This is a genomic window from Vibrio sp. CyArs1, assembly GCF_022432925.1.
Taxonomy (GTDB): domain Bacteria; phylum Pseudomonadota; class Gammaproteobacteria; order Enterobacterales; family Vibrionaceae; genus Vibrio; species Vibrio mediterranei.
Genome location: NZ_JAKRBO010000001.1, coordinates 393,176 through 418,107, shown reverse-complemented (window position 1 = coordinate 418,107; position 24,932 = coordinate 393,176). Strand labels below are relative to the sequence as shown.

General features: G+C 43.2%; 36 protein-coding genes. 6 read left to right on the top strand and 30 right to left on the bottom strand.

Features of this window, described 5'->3' with window-relative positions:
- Positions 1–123: 123 nt before the first annotated feature.
- Both MMA19_RS02015 and MMA19_RS02010 read left to right on the top strand, forming a co-directional pair.
- Positions 124–714 (top strand): SPOR domain-containing protein, encoded by a 591-nt coding sequence (locus MMA19_RS02015; protein ID WP_240205383.1) that lies wholly within the window; start codon positions 124–126, stop codon positions 712–714.
- A gap of 164 nt (positions 715–878) precedes the next feature.
- Positions 879–1,874 carry a D-alanine--D-alanine ligase gene (locus MMA19_RS02010; RefSeq protein WP_236110423.1) on the top strand — a complete coding sequence of 332 codons (996 nt, stop codon included), beginning with the start codon at positions 879–881 and terminating at the stop codon, positions 1,872–1,874.
- Here MMA19_RS02010 and MMA19_RS02005 read toward each other — a convergent pair.
- Positions 1,871–2,830: an integrase gene (locus tag MMA19_RS02005; RefSeq protein ID WP_240205382.1), complete on the bottom strand. Its 960-nt coding sequence runs from the start codon at positions 2,828–2,830 to the stop codon at positions 1,871–1,873. The genes MMA19_RS02010 and MMA19_RS02005 overlap by 4 nt on opposite strands.
- A 97-nt stretch (positions 2,831–2,927) precedes the next feature.
- Here MMA19_RS02005 and MMA19_RS02000 point away from each other — a divergent pair, with 97 nt between their 5' ends.
- The 3 genes from MMA19_RS02000 (at position 2,928) to MMA19_RS01990 (ending at position 4,504) form a co-directional block, all read left to right on the top strand.
- A complete protein-coding gene (locus MMA19_RS02000; protein ID WP_240205381.1) occupies positions 2,928–3,302 on the top strand; it encodes a DUF3319 domain-containing protein in 375 nt (124 codons plus the stop codon).
- A 1-nt stretch (position 3,303) separates the two neighbouring features.
- A complete protein-coding gene (gene yciH, locus MMA19_RS01995; protein ID WP_038226864.1) occupies positions 3,304–3,615 on the top strand; it encodes a stress response translation initiation inhibitor YciH in 312 nt (103 codons plus the stop codon).
- A 463-nt stretch (positions 3,616–4,078) separates the two neighbouring features.
- Complete coding sequence (locus tag MMA19_RS01990) at positions 4,079–4,504, top strand: phage protein (protein ID WP_240205380.1); 426 nt, start codon at positions 4,079–4,081, stop codon at positions 4,502–4,504.
- Here the strand turns inward: MMA19_RS01990 and MMA19_RS01985 are convergent.
- From MMA19_RS01985 to MMA19_RS01885, 23 genes are all read right to left on the bottom strand, one after another.
- A complete protein-coding gene (locus tag MMA19_RS01985; protein WP_240205379.1) occupies positions 4,494–5,930 on the bottom strand; it encodes a hypothetical protein in 1,437 nt (478 codons plus the stop codon). The genes MMA19_RS01990 and MMA19_RS01985 overlap by 11 nt on opposite strands.
- A 234-nt stretch (positions 5,931–6,164) precedes the next feature.
- Positions 6,165–6,320 carry a hypothetical protein gene (locus MMA19_RS01980; protein ID WP_240205378.1) on the bottom strand — a complete coding sequence of 52 codons (156 nt, stop codon included), beginning with the start codon at positions 6,318–6,320 and terminating at the stop codon, positions 6,165–6,167.
- A complete protein-coding gene (locus MMA19_RS01975; RefSeq protein ID WP_063605291.1) occupies positions 6,320–6,532 on the bottom strand; it encodes a hypothetical protein in 213 nt (70 codons plus the stop codon). Before MMA19_RS01975 ends, MMA19_RS01980 begins: the two co-directional genes overlap by 1 nt.
- 98 nt (positions 6,533–6,630) lie before the next feature.
- Positions 6,631–7,098, bottom strand: a complete 468-nt coding sequence (locus tag MMA19_RS01970) for a structural protein (protein ID WP_240205377.1) — start codon at positions 7,096–7,098, stop codon at positions 6,631–6,633.
- 12 nt (positions 7,099–7,110) lie between these two features.
- The gene (locus MMA19_RS01965) at positions 7,111–7,761 is read right to left on the bottom strand and encodes a hypothetical protein (protein WP_240205376.1); all 651 of its coding nucleotides are present in this window, start codon (positions 7,759–7,761) and stop codon (positions 7,111–7,113) included.
- A gap of 2 nt (positions 7,762–7,763) precedes the next feature.
- Complete coding sequence (locus MMA19_RS01960; RefSeq protein WP_240205375.1) at positions 7,764–8,483, bottom strand: hypothetical protein; 720 nt, start codon at positions 8,481–8,483, stop codon at positions 7,764–7,766.
- A complete protein-coding gene (locus tag MMA19_RS01955; RefSeq protein ID WP_240205374.1) occupies positions 8,480–8,977 on the bottom strand; it encodes a chemotaxis protein in 498 nt (165 codons plus the stop codon). The genes MMA19_RS01960 and MMA19_RS01955 overlap by 4 nt, the downstream gene beginning before the upstream one ends.
- Before the next feature lie 3 nt (positions 8,978–8,980).
- Positions 8,981–9,355 carry a DNAase gene (locus tag MMA19_RS01950; protein ID WP_240205373.1) on the bottom strand — a complete coding sequence of 125 codons (375 nt, stop codon included), beginning with the start codon at positions 9,353–9,355 and terminating at the stop codon, positions 8,981–8,983.
- Entirely contained in the window at positions 9,352–9,543 is a 192-nt protein-coding gene (locus tag MMA19_RS01945) for a hypothetical protein (protein ID WP_062463819.1), read from the bottom strand. Before MMA19_RS01945 ends, MMA19_RS01950 begins: the two co-directional genes overlap by 4 nt.
- Position 9,544: 1 nt before the next feature.
- Positions 9,545–9,670 carry a hypothetical protein gene (locus MMA19_RS26515; protein ID WP_256200733.1) on the bottom strand — a complete coding sequence of 42 codons (126 nt, stop codon included), beginning with the start codon at positions 9,668–9,670 and terminating at the stop codon, positions 9,545–9,547.
- Complete coding sequence (locus MMA19_RS01940; protein ID WP_240205372.1) at positions 9,670–10,002, bottom strand: hypothetical protein; 333 nt, start codon at positions 10,000–10,002, stop codon at positions 9,670–9,672. The genes MMA19_RS26515 and MMA19_RS01940 overlap by 1 nt, the downstream gene beginning before the upstream one ends.
- An 11-nt stretch (positions 10,003–10,013) precedes the next feature.
- Positions 10,014–10,844, bottom strand: coding sequence for a major capsid protein P2 (locus tag MMA19_RS01935; protein WP_240205371.1), 831 nt, complete (start codon positions 10,842–10,844; stop codon positions 10,014–10,016).
- Positions 10,845–10,847: 3 nt separating this feature from the next.
- Entirely contained in the window at positions 10,848–10,976 is a 129-nt protein-coding gene (locus MMA19_RS26510) for a hypothetical protein (RefSeq protein ID WP_261359856.1), read from the bottom strand.
- Positions 10,977–11,093: 117 nt separating this feature from the next.
- A complete protein-coding gene (locus MMA19_RS01930) occupies positions 11,094–12,044 on the bottom strand; it encodes a hypothetical protein (RefSeq protein ID WP_240205370.1) in 951 nt (316 codons plus the stop codon).
- Positions 12,045–12,102: 58 nt separating this feature from the next.
- Positions 12,103–12,867 (bottom strand): hypothetical protein, encoded by a 765-nt coding sequence (locus tag MMA19_RS01925; RefSeq protein WP_240205369.1) that lies wholly within the window; start codon positions 12,865–12,867, stop codon positions 12,103–12,105.
- Complete coding sequence (locus MMA19_RS01920; RefSeq protein ID WP_240205368.1) at positions 12,827–13,330, bottom strand: hypothetical protein; 504 nt, start codon at positions 13,328–13,330, stop codon at positions 12,827–12,829. The genes MMA19_RS01925 and MMA19_RS01920 overlap by 41 nt, the downstream gene beginning before the upstream one ends.
- Positions 13,323–13,841, bottom strand: a complete 519-nt coding sequence (locus MMA19_RS01915; RefSeq protein ID WP_240205367.1) for a hypothetical protein — start codon at positions 13,839–13,841, stop codon at positions 13,323–13,325. The genes MMA19_RS01920 and MMA19_RS01915 overlap by 8 nt, the downstream gene beginning before the upstream one ends.
- Positions 13,825–14,154 (bottom strand): hypothetical protein, encoded by a 330-nt coding sequence (locus tag MMA19_RS01910; protein ID WP_240205366.1) that lies wholly within the window; start codon positions 14,152–14,154, stop codon positions 13,825–13,827. The genes MMA19_RS01915 and MMA19_RS01910 overlap by 17 nt, the downstream gene beginning before the upstream one ends.
- A gap of 48 nt (positions 14,155–14,202) precedes the next feature.
- The gene (locus MMA19_RS01905) at positions 14,203–14,346 is read right to left on the bottom strand and encodes a hypothetical protein (protein WP_161493958.1); all 144 of its coding nucleotides are present in this window, start codon (positions 14,344–14,346) and stop codon (positions 14,203–14,205) included.
- Positions 14,347–14,377: 31 nt separating this feature from the next.
- On the bottom strand, positions 14,378–16,051 hold the full coding sequence (locus tag MMA19_RS01900; RefSeq protein WP_240205365.1) for a hypothetical protein: 1,674 nt from the start codon (positions 16,049–16,051) through the stop codon (positions 14,378–14,380).
- The gene (locus tag MMA19_RS01895; RefSeq protein ID WP_063606386.1) at positions 16,048–16,239 is read right to left on the bottom strand and encodes an antitoxin MazE-like protein; all 192 of its coding nucleotides are present in this window, start codon (positions 16,237–16,239) and stop codon (positions 16,048–16,050) included. Before MMA19_RS01895 ends, MMA19_RS01900 begins: the two co-directional genes overlap by 4 nt.
- A complete protein-coding gene (locus tag MMA19_RS01890; protein ID WP_240205364.1) occupies positions 16,236–16,769 on the bottom strand; it encodes a hypothetical protein in 534 nt (177 codons plus the stop codon). The genes MMA19_RS01895 and MMA19_RS01890 overlap by 4 nt, the downstream gene beginning before the upstream one ends.
- Entirely contained in the window at positions 16,766–17,002 is a 237-nt protein-coding gene (locus MMA19_RS01885) for a hypothetical protein (RefSeq protein WP_063606384.1), read from the bottom strand. The genes MMA19_RS01890 and MMA19_RS01885 overlap by 4 nt, the downstream gene beginning before the upstream one ends.
- A 144-nt stretch (positions 17,003–17,146) precedes the next feature.
- On the opposite strand from MMA19_RS01885, the gene MMA19_RS01880 reads away from it, so the two are divergent.
- Positions 17,147–17,410, top strand: a complete 264-nt coding sequence (locus tag MMA19_RS01880; RefSeq protein ID WP_240205363.1) for a transcriptional regulator — start codon at positions 17,147–17,149, stop codon at positions 17,408–17,410.
- A 1,072-nt stretch (positions 17,411–18,482) separates the two neighbouring features.
- Here the strand turns inward: MMA19_RS01880 and MMA19_RS01875 are convergent.
- From MMA19_RS01875 to pntB, 6 genes are all read right to left on the bottom strand, one after another.
- Positions 18,483–18,644: a YoaH family protein gene (locus tag MMA19_RS01875; RefSeq protein ID WP_081875794.1), complete on the bottom strand. Its 162-nt coding sequence runs from the start codon at positions 18,642–18,644 to the stop codon at positions 18,483–18,485.
- Positions 18,645–18,722: 78 nt separating this feature from the next.
- Complete coding sequence (locus MMA19_RS01870; RefSeq protein WP_171393365.1) at positions 18,723–19,841, bottom strand: conjugal transfer protein TraF; 1,119 nt, start codon at positions 19,839–19,841, stop codon at positions 18,723–18,725.
- A gap of 91 nt (positions 19,842–19,932) precedes the next feature.
- Positions 19,933–20,811: a DUF2861 family protein gene (locus tag MMA19_RS01865; RefSeq protein WP_171390697.1), complete on the bottom strand. Its 879-nt coding sequence runs from the start codon at positions 20,809–20,811 to the stop codon at positions 19,933–19,935.
- The gene (vxrB, locus tag MMA19_RS01860) at positions 20,811–21,470 is read right to left on the bottom strand and encodes a response regulator transcription factor VxrB (protein ID WP_038226856.1); all 660 of its coding nucleotides are present in this window, start codon (positions 21,468–21,470) and stop codon (positions 20,811–20,813) included. The genes MMA19_RS01865 and vxrB overlap by 1 nt, the downstream gene beginning before the upstream one ends.
- The gene (gene vxrA, locus MMA19_RS01855) at positions 21,445–22,899 is read right to left on the bottom strand and encodes a sensor histidine kinase VxrA (protein ID WP_088878479.1); all 1,455 of its coding nucleotides are present in this window, start codon (positions 22,897–22,899) and stop codon (positions 21,445–21,447) included. The genes vxrB and vxrA overlap by 26 nt, the downstream gene beginning before the upstream one ends.
- Before the next feature lie 623 nt (positions 22,900–23,522).
- Positions 23,523–24,926, bottom strand: coding sequence for a Re/Si-specific NAD(P)(+) transhydrogenase subunit beta (gene pntB / locus MMA19_RS01850; RefSeq protein ID WP_006072736.1), 1,404 nt, complete (start codon positions 24,924–24,926; stop codon positions 23,523–23,525).
- Positions 24,927–24,932: the final 6 nt, after the last annotated feature.

Below are 24,932 nucleotides of genomic sequence, written 5' to 3'. Positions count from 1 at the left end.
TATTGCTGTACCTCAATTATTGTGTAACATGTCACAGGAAGAAAGGACAGGTGCTGTGAATCTTTGATTCAAGAGAGTTCTGTCTGCATGATTTAGGGAATTATTAACTCAGGCAGTAATAAAATGAAAAAAGTCGTTATTTTAAGTTTAGTTTCATTATTAGCAGCGTGTTCTTCTAGTGAGTATACAACCGAGGTGAAATCTGAAAGTTATCGCGAGGATTACGCACCCGTAGAAACAACGACAGTTGCTCCTGTTGCTGTAGCGGCTACACAAACAGAAGATGTTAAGAAAGAGCCAGCGGCACAGAAAGCCCCCGTGCAAGAGCAAAAAGTGGCTGCAACTACCACGACAACGACCCAAACACAGCCTGCTAAAAATGATGTAGTAAAAATCGTACCACCATCAAAAAAACAAGCTGAGCAAGATTTCCGTTTTGGCTACACAATTCAAGTAGTTGCCGTTGGCAGCCAAGCCAAAGTTGCAACTTTTTCGGATAAACTACCAAAGAACGGCCAGCCAATTTGGCAAAACTACAAGGTAGTAAACGGAACGAAATGGTATTCAATCCTCTTCGGTGACTATGCAACGAAGCAACAAGCGAAGGAAGCTATCGCGACACTGCCAAATGAGTTTAAAAACCTTAAGCCGTTCGTACGTAGCATCGACCAAATCAAGAAGTCGGAATATCCGACATTGAACAAGCTGAACTAATTGATACTCATACTGTTATAACGCGTTCAATCCAAAATTGAGCGCGTTTTTGTATGTATTATGTGCAGACAGTAACTATGGTGGCAGATTTAACAGATTTAGAACTGAATGTTGTTTCTCGATCGTTTATCATTTAGTGAAAGCAATTTAAGGACAAGCTTAAGATGTCAGAACTCAATATTCTTCTTCTATGTGGTGGTGGCTCTGCTGAGCACGAGGTGTCTCTCGTTTCAGCAAACTTTCTTGAAAGCCAACTCAAACTCAATCCTAGATTCAATGTTACGCGGGTTGAAATAACTCAAGAGGGCTGGAAGTGCAGTGATGGTCATTTAGTTGTCTTAGATCTTAATCAAAAAGCCCTTGTTAATGATCAGCAAACTCTGCACATTGATTACGTTGTTCCTTGTATTCACGGTTTCCCTGGTGAAACCGGCGATATTCAATCTCTTTTTGAGATGGCAGGTATTCCGTATTTGGGCTGTGGCCCTGAAGCTAGTAGCAATAGCTTTAACAAAATCACATCGAAGTTGTGGTATGACACATTAGACATACCTAATACACCTTATCTATTCCTTACCGACAACGATAAAGAAGCTCATGCGAGAGCTACTCAAGCTTTTGAAAAATGGGGAAAAGTATTTGTAAAAGCCGCAAAGCAGGGGTCTTCCGTGGGGTGTTACAGTGTAACTGAAATCGAACAGTTGGAGGCCAGTATTGATGCAGCTTTTGGTTATTCGGATCAAGTTGTTATAGAGCAGTCAGTAAAACCAAGAGAGCTGGAGGTCGCGGCTTACGAGTACAAAGGGAAATTGCACATTACCAAGCCTGGTGAAATTATCGCTCCTGATGGTGCGTTTTATACTTATGATGAAAAGTACAGTTCAGACAGTCATTCAACTACAACAGTAGAAGCGAGTGACCTAACAGACGAGCAGTTAAACATTATTCATACCAGTGCAGTCAAAGTATTCACGCAAATGAAGCTCAGACACCTATCAAGAATTGATTTCTTTTTGACCGAAGACAACAAGATTTACCTAAACGAAGTTAACACCTTTCCAGGTATGACACCGATTTCTATGTTTCCGAAGATGGTTGAGCATTCTGGTCTTGAGTTCTCAGAGTTTTTGTCCGACTGCATTGAATCTTCATTCCGTTAATCATAGTTATTGTCGTCTTTAAACTTTGCTTTTTCCTTTTCGGATAGTGTCCGCTTGCCGCTATATTGTAGTGGCATAGCGGGGCTAGCCCATCGACCAAATTCTTGAATTTCTTTTATTTTAAGACCGTCCTGAGCCAACTTTTTAACAGCACCTACACGACACGATTGGGAAGAAAATTTAACTTCAAACGGTAGTTCTAGTATGTCGCTGGCCTGACGTAAGATTCGAAAAATCGAAGAATCATTCAGTTCGTTGTCCTTAATGTTGCCGTGTCGGTCAATACCGGTAAATATAGTAGTGCAGGGTGTTAGTTCGAGCCATCGTAATAAAATGGTACTTGATTCTTTGCTTAATTGGTAAACTGCGCTATCAATCTCCACGAGACACTCATCGTATTCGTTAAGCTTTACATTCATTCGAGATAGTTGACGTAAATCTCGCCGTTTTAATGCGCATTCAAACATCACGCTATATATAGCCAAGTTTCTAATATCTTTCGGAGATCGACTACGTTCAAGTTTCAACCTCAACTGTTTGAGATGTTCCTGTGTTAATGCTTGAGTTTCTGAGACAGAATCAATGCCTAAAACTCTTATTTTTTCAATAATTAAGCCAATTTCTCTCGATTTGACAGGATTTTTAAAATCGAATAAATAGTGGATTAACGATATCGTTACGACGTAACGTTTTATTGTTGAATACTTTCTTGCTCGTCGTTCACGCTCGATAAACGCTTTTATAGTGGCGACGGAAGCTGGAAGCGATGGGTAGTGAGAACTGAGACAAAAGTCATTGAACAAATTCCAATCCTTGGTCATCGCGATGACGGAATTTTTAGAATAGCGATAGGAAGTTAGTTCATCAAAGGTACTTGTATCTATAGAACCTCTAAGTTTCGCTAAGTATCTGTCAATTTGTTTTGTTTCTGTGATTCTGGGTATGTCTTTTTTCATACTAACGCACTATAACTCGATTGATTGGTTTAGAATAACTGATACCATGTGAAACACAATGTAAAGCATCAACGTACACAATAAGAGATAGATCTTTATGGCTCTAGCGAGTTATCGTGGGTTTACCCTCAAATCCATTGGTACAACAAACCAGATATGGAAAGTAACTATTAAAAATAGAGAGTTACAAGGCTCTCTACCCGCGGTTAAAAAAAGCATTGATTGGTGGTGTGATACGGCGTCTATCATAGACCCATCACAGCTGACGCAAGCAGCAACAGAACGCGCGAGCGAGTCAGCTGGCACTCAAGAGAACTTTCATGGGTTTACTATAAAGAATGATACAGGTGCAAATAATGCCTGGTACTGCATGTTTAATGGTAAACTTATCAAAGGTGGTAAGCTTGCAATTCAGCGACACATTGAAGCTTATCTGATCGCAAAGAAGAAAGCAGAACAAACTAAGAACTAACATGACTCTTGTATATTCAACAGAAACCGGACGCATTAAAGAAGAAAAACAAAAGCCAGAACGTCCAAAAGGCGATGGTATCGTTAGAATTCAAAAACAGACAAAAGGACGCAAAGGCAAAGGTGTTTCAATTGTCACTGGCTTAGACTTAGAAGATGCCGCGTTAAAGCTTATCGCAGCAGAACTGAAAAAAGTTTGTGGTTGCGGTGGTTCTGTCAAAGACGGCAACATCGAAATACAAGGTGACGCAAGAGACAAAATAAAAGCCGCGTTAGAGAAAAAAGGATATACCGTTAAACTTGCAGGCGGTTAATCCAACAGCGTACAAGCCAGCATTTTTATGCTGGCTTTTTTAAACCTAATCGACACTGAGTTAAACGTAGATTAACTCATGTGGTTATTAGGTATTTTATGGTAAATATCGATTATGGTTAAATCTGGGATAAAACAAGGTAGTGGAGCGGGTTTAAGGTAAGGATTTTAATCTCCTGCATATCATATTTAACATAAGATAGATAATGCGCACTTAGAGGTGTTTTTTTAACAATTGGTGATAATGGCAATTAGAACGGTTTTAATTATAAGAATTTCAGTTAGTTAAATCCTGTGGCTTGTTCTGGCACACAATTCACGTTGATACGCTCAACTCTGCTTTGGAACTTGATGATTATACAAAATGCGCCGCGTCGCTTCGAGTATCGACGGTAGCTATCAATAAAAACAAAGCAATAGAAATTAACGTTTGTTGTATCAGGATTTTTGTGAGGCTTATCACCATGATATTAGAGTCATTTACCATTTTATACTGGCAAGAATTTGAAACTATTCGCGCTGGCGCTGAGTTTTTCCACGTCAACAAAGTCACGATTTCACGCTGGCTTAACGGCACTGTTCCCATCAATCCCATGGCAGAAAAACTGCTATTGATTAAAGCGCTTGGTTATCTGCCCAATGATATGCGTTGGTATGGTTTTCGGATTGATGAAAAACGCGCGGTTTTTATCACACCTACTGGTCGTGAATTTAGTCCTAAAGAACTGGATAGCTTTGTGCATTGGCGTGATGAATACACTCAATTGGTCGAACTGCATGGCCACATTGAATACCCCAAGGTCTACCCAGCCAAAGAAAATTTGCTGCCTTTTCGTGGTGGCCGCCGTATGACGGCAGCCCCTTGGATACCAACTAAATTCAAGTTGTAAATTGAATGGCTTCAATAAACCGGTTAATCAAATGGGACTTTGACGACCAGTCAATTGAAGCAATAGCTAAAGCAATTTGAACAAGAACTAATATCATGACCCAGTGTGAATACTTTTTATGGTACCGAAGATTTTCAATTTGGATGAGTTCATTAGTTCTTTCTTTGCTATCTATAATGTACTGTTCATTCTCTTCAACTAATTGTTCAATATTACTATATCTGCCTTCAATGTAGCTTTTGTATTTCTCACCGTCACTACTATTCAAAGCATCCATTACAAAGGGCTTTGTTGATTTTATGAACTGTTTAATACTCTTTAGCTCAATTTGATGGCTGTAAAAATCATCATATAGCTTCTGCTTCTTGATTTTATCTTGCTTTGAAATCGTAACGGATATTTTGTCAAACAGCTTTTCTAACTTCTTTTCCGAGTTAAAAATAAGGGACAGAATGTGGTGTGAATCGTCTAACGCCAATAATCTAGTTTTAAAGTCCCAGCTATAATTTTTGGGGTTACTGCGCGCTGTTCGGATATACACAGTATCAAAAGGAGCTTTGATTTCGTGTCGAGGCATGAACAACAACTCTTCTTCGCGATCAGACAACTCTTCTGCACCATGAAACTTTTGCCAGACTACCGCGTTAGGATGGCTGACGCCGTTATAATCTCGTTTAAAAAAATGGTCTTCAGAGTGTATGTCCATCGTAGATATATGAACTCGCGAGATGCCCGCGTCCAACCCCAGCTCTTCTTGTATGCTTCTGTTAAACAATGATACATCATCTGATAAGTCATCTAATTTCTTGGTTATAAGCTCTTTAGACTGACAACTAATATTAGAGAAGCTAAATGCCCCAAATTTATGACTGAAAATGTTCTTTTCTAAGAGGTGTACTTTTCGAGTTAAATGTTTGCAGTCAACGTTTTTTAGTGACTCTGTAGCGATGTCGCAGAAAGAAGTATATGAGAATAAATAGAAGTGGCCTTTTTCGAATGAAAAGACTGATACACTTGCTCTTTTGATTAATTCTGAACTAAATTTTACAGGTATATCAAATATCTGATATGTATTTTTATCTCTAGATACGAAGTTACCTAACGTAAGCGAACCAAACCCATAATTGGTTGCGTCTATATTCTTTTCATGATTGTTAGAAGTAAATTTATTATTTCTATACCAACGCTGAATGATTTCAACTTCGGAAGGCGAAAGTTCGTATAGCATACCGACCCCTTTTAAGCGCCAATCTGCGTCAGGGGTTAGAAGGCTGATGCTATCTACTTCATCACTCTCAACTTCTCTAGTCAACCAATAGTGATAATCCTCTATGTGAGATTTCAGTTTATTTCTAAAATTTGTAGGAAGGATCCAAGAACACTTGAGAATCAAATCAATTGCATGCCATATATGTTTGTCTTTCATCAATAAACTCCGCATTGCAGAGTTTAGATGATATAGAAAAAGCCGAACTATATCAAAGAGTTCGGCCTATTCCATCGATAGCAAGCAAAAGTATCAAAGAAGCGTATAAAATATCAAAAATGGCGAAAATCTATAGTTAAAACTGGTTACCTCGTGAAGCATCACGCGCCCTTTCCTACTTACCTTACATCCGTCACCAGTGACGACGTGAAGAAGCCCACAAAGTAGCGCCCTTTATTGATGCTTGGATTCAAGAGTTTTAATACGCTCAGCGTGGTCTTTTAGAATGTCACGCATCCACTTGATGTCGACTTTAAGAGCGATGACGGTCGCCATGGCTGACGCACCGCCAGTCAGCGCGGATAATACGAGCGCTTCGACTATACCCATTATTGGCCTTTAAACTCATTGCGAAGCGTTTCCCATAGTCCAATGACCGCAGGAACTGCCGCGCCAATGATGCCACCTGCTTGTACACCATCAGGTGTGACCGTTGCAGTTAGAAGTTCAGGTCGGCCAACAAGCAAAGCTGCAGCGCTACCCAATAACACTAAGCCTTTCTTTGTTGATGGTTGTGATAAATCAATACCTAGAAATTTCATATAACACCCCTACTTTTTCGATAATTTGTAATACAGCCATGCGCTTAACAATGTTGTGAACACGGCAATGGTGACTTGTAACGCGACGTCTTTCTTGTTCATGCGATAGCTACTCCTGCAGCGGCATCTTGCATACTGTAATAACGGCCAACTTCCATAATCGACATAGCGTGAACCAAACGAGTCATCAACGCATCGTCGTACAGGTTTAGTGTGTCATTTGGTGCAACGCCTATATTGCTTGCGACAAATTGCGTGTAGTTGGCTGTGTCGTTCTCATGGGACGGAGCCCAGCGACGAATGATGCCCGACAGCGTGTTAAGCCCGTATATATTCTGATAATTGCGAATCAATCGAGTGGCCGCACGAAAGCCATACTTAGGATTACTAAAGGTTTCGAATGCCTTATCTTGTGACGGTGTAACTTTACCAACCCAAGCATTGTTACTAATGCGAATGTTTAGCGGGTTATTGTTGCGAATCCCGCGATTAAGCTGTGATTTCAAGACCTTTTGCCCCTGATACATGATGAAAACAATGATAATAAAAGCGAACCAGCGAAACATGACGCCCCCCGATTAGATGGACGTGGATGACACGCCTAGCCCGACCAGAGTAACCTCGCCCACTCCGAACTGCGCATGCTCCAACACGTCCCGATGACTCACGCTTTGAGTCATTTGGTAAGTTGGGTCAGCACGAACCACCACACGAGGAATCACTTTCTCTTTGTCATGGACATTGAGCTTATCGACGGATAACACGACGGTTTCATTAGCAGTGATACGCTGCCCTTGCTCAGTCATAGCGCCATGCATGGTAGTGCTGTTTAAGCCAATGCCTATGGGTGTATTAAGACCGTCAAGAATCGGTTCGCCGCGCTCATTGACCAGCAAAATGGTGTAAGCGAGTTCACCCGTAAAACCGGATAACATGACGGTCAGTGACACGCTAAAACACAACGTGACTAACGGCTCATCATGTTCAAGCTCTGGCGTAATGAACGGTTTTAAATCCAAATCATTACTCCACCCATTGGCGAAAGTTGGGACAAACGGCTTTAGGACAAACCCATCTAAATCATCATTCCACCCCGTATCTTCGGACGGGAAGAAATTTGTTTTGACAATCGGTAGCGTGCTGCCGCCACCTAAACCCGCCATTTGCTCATAAAGAAATTCAATTTTGTTTCGACTGCTACCCGTTGGTAACGGTGCTAAACCTGACATGATTAATACTCCAATACTTGCGCTTTATCGGGCGCTGTACCTGTTAGTGTGAATGCAGCAGTGGTGTCGAATTTGATGCTTTCCCCTGCACTGAGCTCAAAGCCATCGAGACTAATCACGCCAGCGTTTGAAGCGGGCGCTTTGATAATGACACCCTTGCGGTCAACGTTAGCGGGTACGCTTAACGGCACTTCACCCCCATGCGTTGTAATGGTGCTACCCGACTTCACATGAATACTCTGATTGGCGGCCAGTTGCACTCTAGGCAAGGTTTCAACCTTGATGCGTTGACCCGCTTCGATTTGGACTTTTGGTAAACTCTTTACACCAACACTTTGCCCGTTTTCAATTCGTACCTTTGGCAACTCGCTTACGACAACTTGCTGACCATTGGCAATTTCCACTTTAGGCATCGCCTCAACACGAATGGACTGGCCGTTTTCAAGCTCCATCTTTGGCATGGTTTGAATATCGAGCTTTTGCCCTTCAATCGGTGGCGTAAAATCACCGGTACCATGTTCAATAGACAGAGCACCTTGACCACTCAGTAAGATGCGCCCCAAGGGTTTGCCATAGCGAAGCACTGAACCACTCGGCAAGGTGAACTCTTCACCAGTTGAATCAATACGCACCGACAACTTGCCGTGATAGGACTCGATGAATAGCCAGCTCGACTCAACGGTTAACGGCATCACTTGCCCTTGAATCAGGTTGAAGTTCATTGGTTCACCGCCTTAAACAGCACAAAGCCAAGCACGAGCACAATGATTGCCATGAGAATCAATTGCTGTTTGTTCAGTGCGCTTTGTCCGTTGTCTTGTTTGAACTTGGACAGCTCAGTCAGCTTGTCGAGGTTCTTTGTGTTTTGGGCTGCTTGATTACCCGCGAGCCCCGCTATCATTTGAAGGTTTTCACTGTTGCTAGAGCTGAATTTATCCAGCGCACCAGAGGCAAACTTCATACTGTTTTCTGTGTTTTGGTCTACCAGATTGAGCGATTCACTCATTGCGCCTTTGGCGAACTCATACGATTCATCAAGCGCATCACCCGCAAAATCAAACGACTTGCCTACGCTCCCGTGGTCGGTCACGGTGGCATTAATCGTTGAGCCTTCAATGCCACTTAACGCAACCCCAAGGTTGTCGCCGCTAATGGCATTTTGACTACTGGTATTCTTCGTACTGGTGCTATTGCGTGAACTGGAACTGCCGCCCATGCGCTACACCTCCCATCGTAATAATTGGTGGTCGCCTTGCTTTATGGTTGAGACATTGCCTAGCCGTTTGAGCAGCCGAGCCACCAAAGGAAAATAGGTTTTTGTGGTAATCGCTTTCAGACCGCTATTTTTAACGTAGGTCGCCAGTTCACGAGTCGCTTGCACCGCGCCCGTTCCCTCCACTGCCCACACAAAATAGTCATCACCGACCACCTCACCCGCGACAGCAAGGTGATAGTCATCGCCTTGAATCTGGTAGATGCTCACAAGGTCATCATTGATAGCCTTTTGCATCAGTACGAAGTCGTCAGGGCAAGCGCGAAAAGCATCACGCAAACGCTCTTGAACGCTTTCGTTTTGCGTTACCACTTGAATCATTTGAGTACCTTTAAGGCAACGACGACGGTAATAGCGATAGCAACGATAAGCCAAGGACTCACGCCACCACCCATATTGATGCCGCCAATGGATTGCCCTGATTGGTTGCTACTCTTCGCCGCCGATGGTCCAGCGCTCCCGCCCTTAAGACCACCACCGCCCGTTAAACTGGTCATTGCTCCAAACATATCAACCCATTTTCAGCCATAGAATCAGCGCAAGAATCACCACAATGAGCCACGCTGATTTGTTGATTTCCTTGGCGGTCACAAACCCAAGAGTCAGACCCGCCAAGCCTAGATAGACAATCGGCATTACTTGCCCCCTTTGAGCGCGAACGCCAAGCCGCCTACAACCAGAATCAGCAACACCGCGATAATGGCGACGGTTTGCCACTGGACACCGTGACCCATGTTCACAGGTTGCCCGTTGGCTTGCTGATAGTCGTTATTGTTGGCGCGGTTTTCGTCGGGACTGGCAGACTTTGCGCGGTCTAGCTCGTTACCCATCTTGATGCCAAGCCAATCACCACTAAAGTCACCCACCACATCGACAGCGCCACCAATGAGTTCACCCGCACCCTCAAGGATGCCGTCAAACCAACCGCCAGAGCTGGCGGTGGTTTTCGGTTCGTCAGGGAAGGACATTGCTTACCCCCTTAGTTCGCTGAGATAACGCCCACTTGCTCAATGGCTTCAATCAGCACTGGCACACTGCCCGTTTGAGACTTATCAAGCTCGAATTGAAGCTGTTTCGCTGCATTGGTTGGTAGACGACCTTCCACGCCAAAACCAGTGCGAACAAAATCAAGGCTGAACCAACCTGCGTTTTGCTCTAAACCAGAGATAGCAAGGTCAAACGCGTTATCGGCTTTGTTGACGTTGATTTCTTCCACGCTGTCACGAAGGACACGAACGCGGTCAATAGACGAGTCTTTGAAGTGAATACGCTTCAATGACAAAAATGGTGAACGCTCAGAAAAATCAAACGGAGTACGACCCGATGCACTGGCGAACCAAGACAGTGAATAGATGCGAGGCAAATAAACACGCTGTGATTGCGCTTGTGTGGTGTGAGAGCGAGCGCGGATACTTGGCGCAGCCGTACCACCCGCTTTAGAGGCTAACTGGATATACACAAACCAGATTTCACCTTGCAGGGTAACAAGCTCACCTGTACGAACGCCGCCTTTAGTGCGAAGCGTTAAATCGGCAAATGGAATGACATAGCGACCCGCCGCAGTGAACTGCTTGCGGTGCTCTTGAAGGTCTACCAAGTCTTGACCTGTCAGGTTGTACACTTCCTTGCCGTTTAGCGTGATACGTACACGCTCAATATCGGCAGGGTCAGTAATACTCGTGACCAGTTCAATGGATTGGTAAGTTGGACCACTCACCAAGCGAAGGCTTGCTTGGTTGCCCCAATTCACACCCTCAACAGGGTCTAAATCAAGTGGACGCGGGTTAAATGGTGTGTTGAGTAGTTCCATAGCTTAAAACCACCCTGAATCACCGTTAACTTGCTGTTTAAGCGGCTTAAGCGCGCTCACGTTGTTGATGATTGCCAGCGCAACGAGTACCGCGAATATGGTCATCAACATAGTTTTGTGTTTTGCTTGCATGGTTTCCCCTGTTTCGCAACGTTAGAAATAAATGTGCGAAATAAACGTACAAGGAAAACTAAAGGAAGGAAGTACGAAAAACCTATAGGTTCAGCTTGTAACCTATAGGTTTAGAACCTACTTTTCGAGGTGCTTTGTTGGTGGATTGGCGGCAAGCATATTTAGATTATCTATGAGTTTTCTCAGTTTCAATTCAAAAAACTCTAAGGGAAGCTCATCATTTTCAACGTTCAATATGATACGCCCATGGCTAACTACTGCATCATGTGATGTTTTCATTGCCGACCGTTCTTCCTTCAGTAAATCCTTGACACAATTTAATGGCCTAGAATGAACGGTATTATCAAACTCTAATACTTCAATAAGAATAGATAGCTCTTTCATTACCTCTCGAGCCAAAATTATCGCCCCATGCAGGTCATCCTTGGCGCTCTCAAAAGAGGTCGAGTATTTGTTGTTCTCTTCATCACATACAATTAACTTGATATCACTGATTAGGTTTGAAACGGTTTGATAAGCTTTATCTTTACAGCTTTCAGTTTGACTACACGCATAACTTAAAATCTCAGAAAAACAGCGTGCTGACTTATCAGCCAAAGAGTGGATAGTACCTCTAGGTACACGGTAGTCCCCCCAAACCAAGCAGTCTGGGTATATAGCGTTGTGAGCTTGTCTAATATCCATACCTACACACTTCCCCTTAGCTTGAAGTGTTGTAATATATTTATCAAACTCTTCTAAATGTTTGTAGTAATTAGTAAATTTGTTCTGTTCACTACTAATGACGATCTGACTTGTGGCTAATTCAAGCTGTTGTTTTGTCTGCTCAGAGCGATGATTCAAGCTTATTAAACCGACAATACCAATCCATGCTGCAACAACCTTCAACGGGAAGTCATAAAGCTCCAGCAAGTAAGCCCATCCTTGACCACTGTAGTCAAAGTTGACTCCTACGGTAAGTATGTAGTCGATGAAGATTGATAGTGATGAACCTACAACAAATATCATCGAAACTAACGTTATCCACTTAACGCTTTTTAGTTCAAAAATACTAACGTTCTTTTTCATGGTTTTCCCTTTAAGTAATGCTCAATTATATCAGTAGATTACGAGGAAAAACCTACGTTTATTTGTATTTTCGGTTCAGTCGCTTACCTGATAAACAATTCAAAGCAGCTCTATCAATGTTTCCTATACCGTCTCGAATCAGTAGATATTCCGCAATAGGTTTACCAATACGAGCTTTGTTAACCTTGGCAGACTTGAGCACAGTGATTTCGTCGATACTTATACTTTTTCGCTCAGCTACCCACTTTGCGTCATTCACAGAATTTACCGAACCCACCCACCACACACTTGATTGGTCGGTAATGGTTTTCGGGACTTCTTGACCACGTTGAAACACGGTATGAATCACTAAGCCATATTGACGACCACCGCGAAGCAGCTCGCCTGTTTTGCCTTTGAGTTTCGCTGAGGTTTCCGCACAACTGGCTAATTCTTCAATCACGACATAAAGCTTAGGTGCAAGGCCATTACCTAACGCCCACGCCACGGCAGAGAAGAATTCCAATTCATTCATACAAGCGCCCTGCTTAGGAACGTACGCCACCTTAAACGGCCTGCCACTCTTGCGAGCGTTCACCGCAGCGCGGATAAACTCAGACCGAACCGAGTAACCATGACATTGCTGGCCGTGAAACTTCGCCCCTGCGTAGTTGCGGTACGAGTCAAAGAATAAGGCTTGCGCCCCTTTTGGTACTAGGCCTAAGTATTTAACGGCTGAGGTTTTGCCGCCACCCGTACCCGCTAGGTAAAGCGTATGCTCGGCATCCAGTGACGGATTTGAGTTAGTGGGATTTGGAAAACGCGTTAGCGGTTGTGCTTTCATTCGGCTTGCCCTCCACTGATTTCAATCGTTTTACTTGAGTGACCGACACGGCCAGTAAGGTCATTAAGGTGATAACGAGCGTAGCTTCTTCAACGTAACCACCAAAAAACGCGCCCTTATCTTGTTTCGCCAGTACTGGATACGCCGCTTCAACTACCGCATCTTTGCAACTTGGCTCAAACTGAAAAGGTACGCCAGCAATCGCTGCCGTCATTTGCTCTAGACCCGCAAACAAAGCATTAAGCAGCATCGCACTTGATACTTTTTCCCCTTCAATTTGCTCGGGTGTTTTGGCTTCGTATGAGTCATCCGAAGTTTGACCAGGCAACGAAGATTCACCGTCAAGCGGCTGTGATAGCGCGTCCTTTTCTGCTTGTTCGATGGCTTGTGTCTGCTTAAGCGAATCTGACCATGCATCGATATCAATCGATTCAAAGCTTGCAGCACTTTCAACATTACTCATGTGCGTTAGCCTCCTGTTGTTCCGCTTTGCTCTTGAGCGCTACATGCAGACCAATCACGATGAGTAACACCACCACAAAACCTATGACGAGTTTCATTCCTAGCTTTGTCGGTACGGGTTTCGGTACACTTGCCTTTGGTGTTTCAGGTACTACGATTTCGTCATTGGCTGCAACGGATAACGGGCTTAAGTCATCGTTAGCAGCGCTAATTAATGGCGCTTCAATAGCGGCTTGAGCCTTATCATTGCAGGTTTCGAGCGTTACCGATGCGCTTACCGTTTCGGGCTCATCCTCGCTCATATGGTCGGTAATATATTGGTTAACGCTTTTCGACATTTGACTGTTACCGCAGTTGGGACAACGGTAATACAACAAGCCAAGATTGCGCGGGTTTTTAGGTGGTTCACCTTCGGATAATAGCTTTCCTTCTCCAATCATATGAACCGTTGCGGTTTCACTGCATACAGGGCAAGTGACATAACCGCGAACAGGATTAGGCACTTTGCTCATCACTCATGACCTCCGCGTTTTCGATTTCATCGACGAGTGAGGCTTTTTCTTCCATCACAAACGTTCGGCACTTATCACGAGCGATACGATTAAGCATGGTAAGCCGTTCAACTTGCTCGAATAACTTAGGGTCTAAACCTAATGCCGCGAACGGGTCACCGCCACCGAGCAATAAACGCGGTAAAGTGGACGCGATTTTACTCAAGTCCATATCTTTAATTTTCGCTATGGCCTCAGTGACCTGTTTTTCTAGGTTCTCAGCAAGGTCGAGTGCTTTTAAATCGCTGTTACACGCAGCTTCGTTGCGTTTCATAATGTGTTACCCCTGTTTCTCAACGTTGGTGTGGTTTAGTTAGTGTGTTTAAGCGCCCTTTTCCAAACGCTCTAAACGTTCATCTAGATTCTTGAGTGTGACTAATAGCATTCGAAAGAATGCCAACGGCTTTTTGAGTGCGTTTCCGTTTTTCACTTCACTCTGCATTTCCGAAATAATTTTGTTGTCCATTGTTTCCCCTTAGCCATGGCGTTAAATAAACTCATGCGTCATAGCGCATGAATTGACAAAACTCTAAGCGTTCGGCCATTGCCTCACTGCGTACATAATCCAAGTCATAATCAACAAACTCATGTTGGAGCAAGGCTCGCCAGTAACAGCGCTTATCAAGGTACGCCTGATACGCATCGCTGTATTTCTCTTTGGCGTAATCTCTTAGCTCATTGATTCCATCAATGTCTTTGCTTTGCATAAACCAACCGCGAGCACCCGCCGCCCACACTAAGAAACTATCAAGACGCGTAGCCGCATCGTCACCACTGAACGTGAGTGCAAAGTGTTGGCGCGAGCTGGCAAACAAACCGCGCTCTTTGATTTTGGTTTTAGCTTCGCGGATTTCGAGCGACAACTTATCAATAAGACGCTTAAGCTTGATTTGCTTAACGGCCTGTTGGTTATCCTTGGCAATATCAAGACCTCGTATCGCTTGCTGTTTAGCTTGTTGCTTTCTTCGTATCATTCGCTCGATGGGTTTTCGCCATTGTTCTAACTTGTAGCCGCACTCTTTGATAATGGCGTGCATGTTGTCGGTATCGAATGACGCTAAGACTTCCCAATTTGGCGCACGCGAAGCGCGAGCAATATTGTAGCGGTTACCGCGTATGAGTCCTTGATTGGCGTTGCCACCTTTGGCCGCGTAACCCACCGCTTTGATAATGTATGAGCTGGCCGCTTCGGAATACTTGATTCGCTGTAGGTTCGCCATGCCATGCCCCCATAAACTTTCTATGCGTTTTGCCCACGTATCAAACGCCCAGCGAGGCACAGACCAATTAAGCAATACATGCACATGGGGATTAGGTTCACCGTCTTCGTTAGCGGGACATTCGGCCACCCAAATGTAATGAAATGGCGTGTCATGCCCTTCAATTTCACGGCATTCGGCGCACTCTTCAAAGTGACCTTGTAACGCATTAGCACTTTCACTTTCAACAACCACATCAAAGCCGCGCTGATACAGTTTCTTAGCACCACTCAAAAAGCGTGACACTTCACTACCAATCGTAATTTCGCCCGTAAAAAGTTGCGCTCGCAGCTCTGGCGAAAACGTTAAGGTCAAAAACGTGGTAAAACCTCCATGCACCGCCGCCACATACGCCCCCGACTCAAAGATTTTCTTCACGGCTCTTGGCGTGAGATTGTCGGTATAGCGCTCGCCGTCATTGGTGTTCGGTGCTTCACTCGGCGCAGGTTTATACACGGTTTGCACTTTGTATTCGTTTGACCAGTCTCTTTGCATCAAATACACACGAGATTGACCGTTATCATGAAGCCCTGACACGTCGAATAACTGGCCGCTTTGGGTCACATGGTCTTGCTCACCGACTTCCACGACTGAGCGCGTGCGTCGAGTATGGTTCGCCAGTACGCCATTTAAACGGTCAATCCGGTGTTTACCTGTTGTCCGACTTTTGCGCCCTTTGACGAGCCTAGTACTTTCGGCTTGCGCCGCCGCTTCGCGCCCGATTTCTCGAAGGTGTTTAGTGCGAGGCACATGAGCTTGTTCGAAATTCTTAAGCTTTCGTTGTTCGTCGTGTAGCCATTCGTTATCAACCGAACCAAAAAAACCGCTATCAAGAGCGGCGATATTGTTTCTTGTTTTGTCAGCGCCCTGAACCAGAGACGCTGCAAAGATAATGTCATTGTCAGTAATCATAAGCGCTCAAGGGAAACGTACTTCCCGCTTTGGGTGTCTCGAAGCGTGTTAAACGTCAAATGACGAAACTCACAACACGCGTCAGCTAACATTTTGAACTCGGATTCTCTGGAATCTGGCACCCAAAGCGTTACCTTGACTAAGCCTTGAGCGCGTTTCCTTGCCTCATAGCGTTTGTTGCGACTCATACAAACACCTTTGCACCCGATACGACACGTTTTGCCGCTTCGCTTTGGCAATCATCACAACCACACAATTGACCACCACAAGTGCAAAGCTCATCTTCGTTGTGGCGCTCATGTGTATAGTGCATGACCTTTAAGCAATCTTGGCAAAGGACAAACGCTTTCATTGAAGAATCCGCGCCCATTTTGGGCGCTTCATCTTGCTTGCGGATTTGGTTGTTCTCTCGAATCTGCTTACGAAGTCCTGATAACGAACTATCACCCGTTTCATTTCGGTTACGTTGCTCTTTAATAAGCGTTCGTAGACGGTGACTAACTTTCAAGTCCGCACGCTGCTCAAACGTTAAATACCCACTGCGGTTTTGAATGATACGTTCGATAACACTGCAAAGGTTCACAGCACGAAAATGATAGGTTCCAAAGGTTTTATTAATCTCCTCAAGAATATTCCATGCGCCATTAAGTGAGCCGGATTTGCATTGATTTTCGGTGTATAGCACCGCTTTTCTAAATGCTTTGGGTGAGTCAATCATAAATCACCCCCTTCTACATCGTGACCGAGTGCTTTAACTTCATCACGGCTACACGCTTGATTGAAACGAGAAGGAATAGTGGTCTTTCGCTTTTTGGGGAAAGATGGTGCGAACTTAGCTTTAAGCTTTGCGACCATGTCGAGAGAGTTTTTGGTTAGATTTGGGTCTGGATTCACGCACCCTGCCATATCAGGACAAGGCAAATGAATGGGGTCAGTAATTAGTCTTTCCATGGTCTAGCCTCCGCAAGCCGTTTCACACAAGTTCGCGAATAACAATAAGGTAATCTTTTTTTAAGGTAAACCCATTCACCTTAGTGACCAATGCATAATGTAGCGCTAGAATTTAACAACTTGTGAGCGGAGACTGATGCTAATATGAACTACACAAATGCACTTTTGGATAGAGTAAAAGCTAAGTATGGTCTAAGCTCAGATTACCAATTAGCTAAGAAACTCGACATAACGACCAGCAGACTAGGCGCATACCGTAAAGGTAGAAGTTCTATCGGTTGGGACTTGGCATTTGAGATAGCAGATATGCTTGAAGAAAATGACCAAAATGTAGTGTACGGTTTAATCGACGACAAGTATTCAAACCCTCGCCTTATCAACGCCTTACATGAAGGGCGTACCCCTTAAAGAAACACTTACCAGATGATAGATAATACGCACTTGCATTGGGTGTGGAATATTAACAAAGACGTTGTACCGTCTTTAGTCTGCTGCAACAACCGATAAACTTAGTTTCTAGCAACCTAGCAACTAAACACCACTTCGTAAGAACTCTTAGGAACAAACTGCTCTCTTATTAACGAAACCTCACATACAACAAACATTATGACGATAAAAAAGCCACTTGAATGTTGGGGAGTTCAAGTGGCATCAAAAAACACCTGACGGTGTGTGCAAATTTTTTTGACTGACGTCCCGAATTAAAAGCAGCATCACTTTGAAGGAACCTAGATAAACTACCTTAAACTTCTCCGTTTATATAATAACGTTTTAACACGAAACCACATTTACACTTTTTTAAGCAACGTTTTGGGCGTCGTTCTAGTTCACTCGTGTTGGATCGTTGACTTTAACCTAGGAGCAACCTTTATGGTTAACAAATGAGAATCAATTAGTCGGGTCTATTTGTTATGGGTATGTGTCATCACAACGGTTCAGATGTTCAAAACACACGTCCAATATGGCGTGTACTTCTAATCGTCGCAACTCTAGTCTTGGTTCTGGTTGCCTTATTTGGTTAACGTAGTGCATAAGTTTCCATCATAAACGTGACACTGTCATGTTTCATCTAGTTTAAACTAATCAACATCATCTATTAGCCTCTCCAATTGTTGGTATGCCTTTTTATTGTCACAAGTCTCGCCCCCTTAAAAACGATCAAATTATGATCGTAACTACTTACTATTGCTAAATCACTTGTTTTTATCACATAGCACAATTCACTACTGGATTTGAACTACCAAAGTAAATATGTAACTTAATTACAACTTCAGATTTTTCAACAAACTTGACAGTAGATTATGCTGCCATAATTAGCTGATATATAAAGATATATATTATTTATTGCCACTAATTTACTGGGAGGTACGGGGCTTTCAACTCTACTCTGTAATATGTATTCGATATGCGAATGGGTGGATTTTGGGTACAAAAAAAGCCCTTTAAAAGGGCTTTTATAAATACACTTCAATAATAGAAATCAGTTTTGTTCGTCAGAACTTTCTTTCGATTTTTCTTCTCGGATCTCTTGAGCTATGATTTTGATCGCTTGAGCAGTACTAATCCCCTGCTTCATCAGTTCTTGAATTCGTTCTACTGCAGCTTGCTGCTCTTCATGGCTCAGGGACAAATCGTCAAACATAAAGTCCTCCCAAAAACACGGACATTAATTAATGGCAGAACTATAGACGATTTAGATTTTCTAGCAAGCGAATTAAACCTAATAGGTTGCAATAAAGTTGATTGAAGCCCCCATAGCCTTAGGTGATGTGTAACTTGCGGCAATATCCATTTCAATAATATTTAGAGGACGTAAACCGATACCTGCTGTAATTGTTCCATCTGAATCACCAGCCATGTTTTTCATGTACCCTCCCCTTAACTGAACTTGCCGAGCTAAGTCGACTTCTATACCTGCTCTTAGCATTCTTACGTCATCGTCAAACTGTGTGAATTTCTTTTCAGTATTAAGGTCGTAGTCCACAGAAAATTGAAAGTAATCTGCTATAAAACCAGCACCAACAGTATACAGAGGAGACAATTGGTATTCATAACCATATTGTATGTCTTTACCCCCAATATTCTTAGTGCCGCTCGCAGTTTCAATATTTCGAGACAACATATTTTTGGCCGAAAATCCAACTCTAAACGGACCATGGAACCATAGTGCTCCAGCATCAACGTTGAATGCAGTATCGCCCTGAGAGTTTTCTCTTATATTGTTTAAATTGAAATCATTTAGTGAACTTACTGAGGCATAGGTATAGGTTCTTTGGATTTTTGGAGATACGCCGAATGAAAAATGTTGTCCAAATAAGGTTTGGTACTTAGCCAAGGATATTCCGATTTCAGTAACGGCTACTGAAGCGGTTTTGACTGCTGACCTAGCCGCTTTTTCCGCATCATTACTACCTGTTTGGTCAATATCTGGTGTTGCTACGTTTTCCACATAAGCTTTGCCAAAAATATTTGCAGCGATATAGCGATTGGGAATCCCAAATGCTATTGCACCACCAAAATCCACTTTGGCCTGTGTACCATTTAACTCATTAAGCGCCGAAGCACTTGGGTTATTTACGACGTTATCAATTTTATCCAACATTTTGTCTTCGTCGTTGTAGTTAAGCCCTAGGCTAGGTAACAACATTCCTGCATCATCGTTTCGTCGATAGATTGCAACCAGTGCTGGATTATAGAATGGAGCAGTAAGATAAGAAGCAGAGACAACCCCCGTTCCGCCCATTGCATCGCCACGAGCATCGATCGCTAACGTCGAAGCACCTGCCGACATAGAAGTAGTAATAATAAGGGCTGCTAGTGTTTTTAATTGGGTTTTCATCTAAAAATAACGCCGTTAATCCTTTGTGCATTTATTAACGGCGTCGATTCGAGATTCTTTAGTGATTTCAGAGGGAAATCTTTCTAATGAGCTATTCGTCGGCGGAAACGTCAAACGTTTTACTAATTATTTGAGAGCGCTCGAAAAGTATTGGACCTTGCCAACGACTTTGCTTCATTGAAACCGCTAATACATAGCGGTCAGGCGTGATGTTGTTGGCTTCTAGACTCGTCGGGTAATCAGATTCGTATTCTTTGCCCCATACTTGAGTATATTTGCCGCCAATGTAATCGTATAAACCAACTTCGAGTTTTGGCAACGGGCAATAAGGGTTTAGAAGTGCATTTTTTTCGATACGCCATTCATCTTTCGCTGACCAACGAACTGTCTGTTTTAATGATTGATCGGTAAAGATTAACCACTGACTCCAAGTTTCGCCATCAAGTAAGCGCACATCAAGACGATAAAGACCGACATCTAATGGAGATGTTAAGTTGTAGCGAATTCCATAAGCCGCCTCTTCAGTTACAGCGTCACTAATCGGATTGACGTAAAATTCGCTGTCATTAGAAACTCTCCGATCAACCCATTTTTTTAGGCTTATTTCTGAAATGACACGCTTTGATTCAATTTCTATCGCAGATAAATAGGTGTCTCTTCCTGGACTTTGAATAGATTGTTGTCTTACTACCACGGAGTCAATCCATTCAGGTAGAGGTTGGGAGGAGTAACCCTTACCGCAATCCACTTCTAAAGATTGTAAAAACAACCTGTTTATATGGTTTTTGATACTCTTAGTCGGTTGTTGCTGCCACTCTTCGACTAGCGATTGGAACATAGACTCCAAATCACGATTAAGTAAATGACGGTGCGCTTGCGTAATAGTTGTATTATTTTCAAACCAATCGGCACCAACTGATGTTGATGCCGTAAGGATTGCTAGCGCTAATAATTTTGATGCTCTAGACATTAGCCTTTCATTTTGTAGCCAACACCACGAAGTGTTTCGATCTCTAGTCCAGGAAGTTTCTGTCTAAGTTGTAACACGTGGGTATCAACAGTTCGTGTCGTTGGGAAGTGATTGTAACCCCAAACATGATCAAGCAGCTCATCACGAGTAAACACGCGTCCCAAGTTACTTGCTAGGAATAGTAGCAAATCAAACTCAGTACGCGTTAATGTAATCAGTTCACCTTTATAGTTCACTTCACGAGTCGCTTTATCGATCACCAAACTCTCTGTTACAACCTTCGTTGCATCTTCCGAGTCAGCTTCTGGCGCGCGAAGTTGTGCACGAATACGAGCAAAAAGCTCAGCTTCGGCGAAAGGTTTGGTTAAATAATCATTTGCACCTGCATCTAAGCCGGTTACTTTGTCTTTTACTGTGACTAACGCAGTGAGCAATATCACTGGAACATCTTTGATTTTCTTCCAACCAGCAAGGTGTTCTACTGAATCACCATCCGGAAGTTGTCGGTCGAGAATTACCAAGTCTGCTTCTTCCCAGTGTTGCTCGACCTGAGAGATGAATTCAGCGTGAAGGCAGTTATAACCAGCCAACTCTAAACTCACCAAAAGGCCGTCAGCTAGATTCTTGTCGTCTTCAACAAGTAGCAGTGTCTGTTTCACAAGGTATCTCCAAAATAAATGTTGTTGGTGGCCCGACTAGGTACATCTTACCGCCCATTCGACCAACCATAGATTCTACTATAGTAAGGCCAAGGCCGAGGCCTGCCTTACTTACAAATGGCTTTCTAAGCTCACGCCAGTCCTTTGAAGTTAATTGTCCGTTGTCGATGACTTCAATTTTGATAGAGTTTGAAGAAGTCACAACATTCAAACTCACTGGTGCAACGCCGTACTTAATCGCGTTACGTATTAGGTTATCAATACAAGTTCCTAACCAATATATGTTAATTTTAGCGGCTACGTCTTGATTAATAGTCAAATTCACGTCAGCTTCAAATTCTTCCTCTGCTTTGAAACTTAACCAATCCTGTACAGATGGTAGCCATTCTGTCGATAAAGGTTTGTTATCAGATTGCAAATAATCCTTACTGGCTTCAGCTAACTGACGCAGTCTACGCGTATCTTCACATAGTCTTCTAAACTCATCATATACAGTTTCTGGTAAGTGCTCAAATTCACGTCTAAACCCTTCGACTGTCAGAGATAAACTGGCGATGGGTGTTCTCAATTCGTGTGTAAGGATTTGTAACACTAGCATACGGCTTTTCATCTCTTGACGTTTCGTATTCCAGCGATAGATTGCCCAACCAATTACTAAAAGTATGTTAGCGATGATCAAACTGATCATGCTAATACGAAGTACATCAGAATGATCCTCAACTTCCCAACATAGGTTTCCTCGTTGCACGAAACACGTATTGGTTTGAGAAGCCAGTTTAAAGTTGAGGCCAGCCTCTTTGGCTTTCGAGGTCCAAATGTTTGAAGGGAACAAATAGTAAATATCACCTCTTCTCAACCACAACTCCTCGTTTTCAACGAACATTGAGGAACCTCGGATTAAAGAAATGACGGTTTGTTCATCCATTACTTGCAGCCTACCCAAGAGAGAACCTGGAGGTGCCAACTCTCTTTCTTTGATGTGCATAAACTTTTGAAGCTCATGTTTTTTATCTGGGTATTTAGTGATGTACCTAGCGGCGTAAGTACCACCACCTGGATGAATCAATCCACTGCGCGCAAACCATTTCGTCGATAGCTTACGTCCACCACACATTGCCCTGGTAAAAACCAAAGGTTCTGTGATTAGAGGGCTTAGTGGTAATGTACCGCTGCATTTTTCAGCTAACCGATAGAGTTGTTGTACTTCTTTCAGGGGGTATTTACTTGTTTGCGGAAGCATAGATATAGGGGTGAGAAGCTGTGTCGGGTAGTCAGCTTGAATAACCCTTACATCGTATGAAGCGGTCGCTTGCTCAAAATCAAAAAAACTGACGAAATTATCTATACGTTCAGGTAGCGACTCAGCAAAAGCCAGAGGAGCAAGAACAATAGATAGAATGGTAAGCAAAGGGCGCGCTAGTTTCTTCAAACGAATAATCTTGTCTGGTCAATAATACAAAAACACTAATTTACATATTATCGGCAAGATTCGCGCCAAGTGCACGCAATTATTTTGTCAATTATTGGAAAACACGATTCGCGACTCTATTTACCATTTTGACTTAAAGGAATAGCCCGAGTTATGAAGTCAAGATCTTTCCAACTCGACCTTTTAGTTTCGCTAGCCGCAGTTCAGCTATGCGTTTTTGACGCAAGATGCTATTTGCAGTTCCATGATCTGGATCGATACAAGCTTGATACTTTGGCTGTGAATAAAGGGGTGTTGAACAACTAAAATACTGTGTACAGGCTTCGTGTCGTTTATCGAGCGTTGACGTGATATCGGCGAGATGAGTTTTATGAACTAGATAATAAGATTTAGAGTCCTTTGCATAGTTCACTATTCCAACTGACATAATCGCGGCAAAGACTATAAAGCAAACAAAAGATTTTATCATCGGAGTCCCCTAATTGAAGTGCTGTTCCCACAGAGTGGTTAGGCTTAGATCAATTCAAAGACTACAAGTTAACCGAGATTCTATAGGTTATAGTAGTTATAACCGAACACAAAAAAAGCCAGCTTATGCTGGCTTTTTTATTTTTGATTGGGCTCTAAAGCGCTTTGGAAATAGCGTCCACACTCTCTTTCGCATCACCGAAGAGCATCGAGGTGTTTTCTTTAAAGAACAGTGGGTTTTGCACACCCGCATAACCGGTATTCATCGAGCGCTTAAACACAATTACATTCTGCGCATTCCACACCTCTAGAACTGGCATACCAGCAATAGGACTATTTGGATCTTCAAGAGCTGCTGGGTTAACCGTGTCATTTGCACCAATAACTAGGACCGTATCAGTTTCGCTAAAGTCATCGTTGATTTCATCCATTTCCAGAACGATATCATAAGGTACTTTCGCTTCTGCCAATAGAACGTTCATATGTCCAGGCAAACGGCCAGCGACAGGGTGAATACCAAAACGCACCTCTACGCCTTGAGCACGCAATTTTTCAGTAATTTCATGCACTGGATACTGAGCCTGAGCCACCGCCATACCGTATCCAGGAGTAATAATAACTGACTTGCTATTTTTGAGCATATCGGCAACATCTTCAGCCGATGTCTCGCGATGTTCACCTTGCTCTTCATCGCTTGAAATAACGACTTCTTGACCGAATCCGCCGGCAATAACGCTCACGAACGAGCGGTTCATCGCTTTACACATGATGTAAGAAAGGATTGCACCTGACGATCCGACCAATGCACCTGTAACAATGAGCAGGTCGTTTGCTAACATGAAACCAGCTGCCGCTGCTGCCCAACCAGAATATGAGTTAAGCATTGAAACGACTACTGGCATATCCGCCCCACCAATGGATGCAACCAAGTGATAACCGAATGCGAAGGCAATTAGTGTCATCACAATTAGAGCAAACATGCTGCCGTCTGCTTTCACGAAGTAGATCATCAGCAAGGTTGAGACAACAATCGCAGCAAGGTTGAGTTTGTGTTTGTGCGGAATATTAAGTGGAGATGATGAAATAACCCCGCGTAATTTACCGAATGCGACTATAGAACCAGTAAAGGTTACTGCACCGATAAACACGCCTAAGAAGACTTCTACCATGTGAATTACATGATGAGCATGAACTTCGGCTTCAGAAAGCATTTCAACGTTAGCGATTGCCGGTGGATCAATATAACTATTGTAACCAACAAGAACAGCCGCTAAACCTACGAAGCTGTGAAGAATTGCTACTAGCTCGGGCATTTCAGTCATTTCTACTTTACGTGCATAGAAAATACCAATCGCCCCACCGATTACCATTGCTACAATAACCCAGCCGAAGCCTTGTGCATCAGGACTGAAAATAGTCGCAATTAACGCGATTGCCATACCAGCGATGCCGTAATAGTTACCAGCACGTGCTGAGGTCTGTTTAGAGAGACCCGCTAAACTCATAATGAAAAATAATGCAGCAACAATGTATGCTGCTTGTACTAATCCTGCAGACATGTTGCC

Excerpts from the sequence above, each read along its gene's own strand:
- MMA19_RS01930 (WP_240205370.1), bottom strand. The coding sequence starts at position 12,044 with ATGAAAAAGAACGTTAGTATTTTTGAACTAAAAAGCGTTAAGTGGATA.
- MMA19_RS01880 (WP_240205363.1), top strand. The coding sequence starts at position 17,147 with ATGAACTACACAAATGCACTTTTGGATAGAGTAAAAGCTAAGTATGGT.
- MMA19_RS01940 (WP_240205372.1), bottom strand. The coding sequence starts at position 10,002 with ATGTCCTTCCCTGACGAACCGAAAACCACCGCCAGCTCTGGCGGTTGG.
- MMA19_RS02005 (WP_240205382.1), bottom strand. The coding sequence starts at position 2,830 with ATGAAAAAAGACATACCCAGAATCACAGAAACAAAACAAATTGACAGA.
- MMA19_RS01975 (WP_063605291.1), bottom strand. The coding sequence starts at position 6,532 with ATGAAATTTCTAGGTATTGATTTATCACAACCATCAACAAAGAAAGGC.
- MMA19_RS01920 (WP_240205368.1), bottom strand. The coding sequence starts at position 13,330 with ATGAGTAATGTTGAAAGTGCTGCAAGCTTTGAATCGATTGATATCGAT.
- MMA19_RS01980 (WP_240205378.1), bottom strand. The coding sequence starts at position 6,320 with ATGGGTATAGTCGAAGCGCTCGTATTATCCGCGCTGACTGGCGGTGCG.
- MMA19_RS01870 (WP_171393365.1), bottom strand. The coding sequence starts at position 19,841 with ATGAAAACCCAATTAAAAACACTAGCAGCCCTTATTATTACTACTTCT.
- MMA19_RS01945 (WP_062463819.1), bottom strand. The coding sequence starts at position 9,543 with ATGTTTGGAGCAATGACCAGTTTAACGGGCGGTGGTGGTCTTAAGGGC.
- MMA19_RS01955 (WP_240205374.1), bottom strand. The coding sequence starts at position 8,977 with ATGGGCGGCAGTTCCAGTTCACGCAATAGCACCAGTACGAAGAATACC.
- MMA19_RS02015 (WP_240205383.1), top strand. The coding sequence starts at position 124 with ATGAAAAAAGTCGTTATTTTAAGTTTAGTTTCATTATTAGCAGCGTGT.
- MMA19_RS02000 (WP_240205381.1), top strand. The coding sequence starts at position 2,928 with ATGGCTCTAGCGAGTTATCGTGGGTTTACCCTCAAATCCATTGGTACA.
- MMA19_RS01965 (WP_240205376.1), bottom strand. The coding sequence starts at position 7,761 with ATGTCAGGTTTAGCACCGTTACCAACGGGTAGCAGTCGAAACAAAATT.
- MMA19_RS26515 (WP_256200733.1), bottom strand. The coding sequence starts at position 9,670 with ATGCCGATTGTCTATCTAGGCTTGGCGGGTCTGACTCTTGGGTTTGTG.
- MMA19_RS01900 (WP_240205365.1), bottom strand. The coding sequence starts at position 16,051 with ATGATTACTGACAATGACATTATCTTTGCAGCGTCTCTGGTTCAGGGC.
- MMA19_RS01890 (WP_240205364.1), bottom strand. The coding sequence starts at position 16,769 with ATGATTGACTCACCCAAAGCATTTAGAAAAGCGGTGCTATACACCGAA.
- MMA19_RS01910 (WP_240205366.1), bottom strand. The coding sequence starts at position 14,154 with ATGAAACGCAACGAAGCTGCGTGTAACAGCGATTTAAAAGCACTCGAC.
- MMA19_RS01895 (WP_063606386.1), bottom strand. The coding sequence starts at position 16,239 with ATGAGTCGCAACAAACGCTATGAGGCAAGGAAACGCGCTCAAGGCTTA.
- MMA19_RS01950 (WP_240205373.1), bottom strand. The coding sequence starts at position 9,355 with ATGATTCAAGTGGTAACGCAAAACGAAAGCGTTCAAGAGCGTTTGCGT.
- MMA19_RS01885 (WP_063606384.1), bottom strand. The coding sequence starts at position 17,002 with ATGGAAAGACTAATTACTGACCCCATTCATTTGCCTTGTCCTGATATG.
- MMA19_RS01990 (WP_240205380.1), top strand. The coding sequence starts at position 4,079 with ATGATATTAGAGTCATTTACCATTTTATACTGGCAAGAATTTGAAACT.
- yciH (WP_038226864.1), top strand. The coding sequence starts at position 3,304 with ATGACTCTTGTATATTCAACAGAAACCGGACGCATTAAAGAAGAAAAA.
- MMA19_RS01905 (WP_161493958.1), bottom strand. The coding sequence starts at position 14,346 with ATGGACAACAAAATTATTTCGGAAATGCAGAGTGAAGTGAAAAACGGA.
- MMA19_RS01875 (WP_081875794.1), bottom strand. The coding sequence starts at position 18,644 with ATGTTTGACGATTTGTCCCTGAGCCATGAAGAGCAGCAAGCTGCAGTA.
- MMA19_RS01960 (WP_240205375.1), bottom strand. The coding sequence starts at position 8,483 with ATGAACTTCAACCTGATTCAAGGGCAAGTGATGCCGTTAACCGTTGAG.
- MMA19_RS01865 (WP_171390697.1), bottom strand. The coding sequence starts at position 20,811 with ATGTCTAGAGCATCAAAATTATTAGCGCTAGCAATCCTTACGGCATCA.
- MMA19_RS01925 (WP_240205369.1), bottom strand. The coding sequence starts at position 12,867 with ATGAAAGCACAACCGCTAACGCGTTTTCCAAATCCCACTAACTCAAAT.
- MMA19_RS01985 (WP_240205379.1), bottom strand. The coding sequence starts at position 5,930 with ATGAAAGACAAACATATATGGCATGCAATTGATTTGATTCTCAAGTGT.
- MMA19_RS02010 (WP_236110423.1), top strand. The coding sequence starts at position 879 with ATGTCAGAACTCAATATTCTTCTTCTATGTGGTGGTGGCTCTGCTGAG.
- MMA19_RS01915 (WP_240205367.1), bottom strand. The coding sequence starts at position 13,841 with ATGAGCAAAGTGCCTAATCCTGTTCGCGGTTATGTCACTTGCCCTGTA.
- MMA19_RS26510 (WP_261359856.1), bottom strand. The coding sequence starts at position 10,976 with ATGCAAGCAAAACACAAAACTATGTTGATGACCATATTCGCGGTACTC.
- pntB (WP_006072736.1), bottom strand. The coding sequence starts at position 24,926 with ATGTCTGCAGGATTAGTACAAGCAGCATACATTGTTGCTGCATTATTT.
- MMA19_RS01935 (WP_240205371.1), bottom strand. The coding sequence starts at position 10,844 with ATGGAACTACTCAACACACCATTTAACCCGCGTCCACTTGATTTAGAC.
- MMA19_RS01970 (WP_240205377.1), bottom strand. The coding sequence starts at position 7,098 with ATGTTTCGCTGGTTCGCTTTTATTATCATTGTTTTCATCATGTATCAG.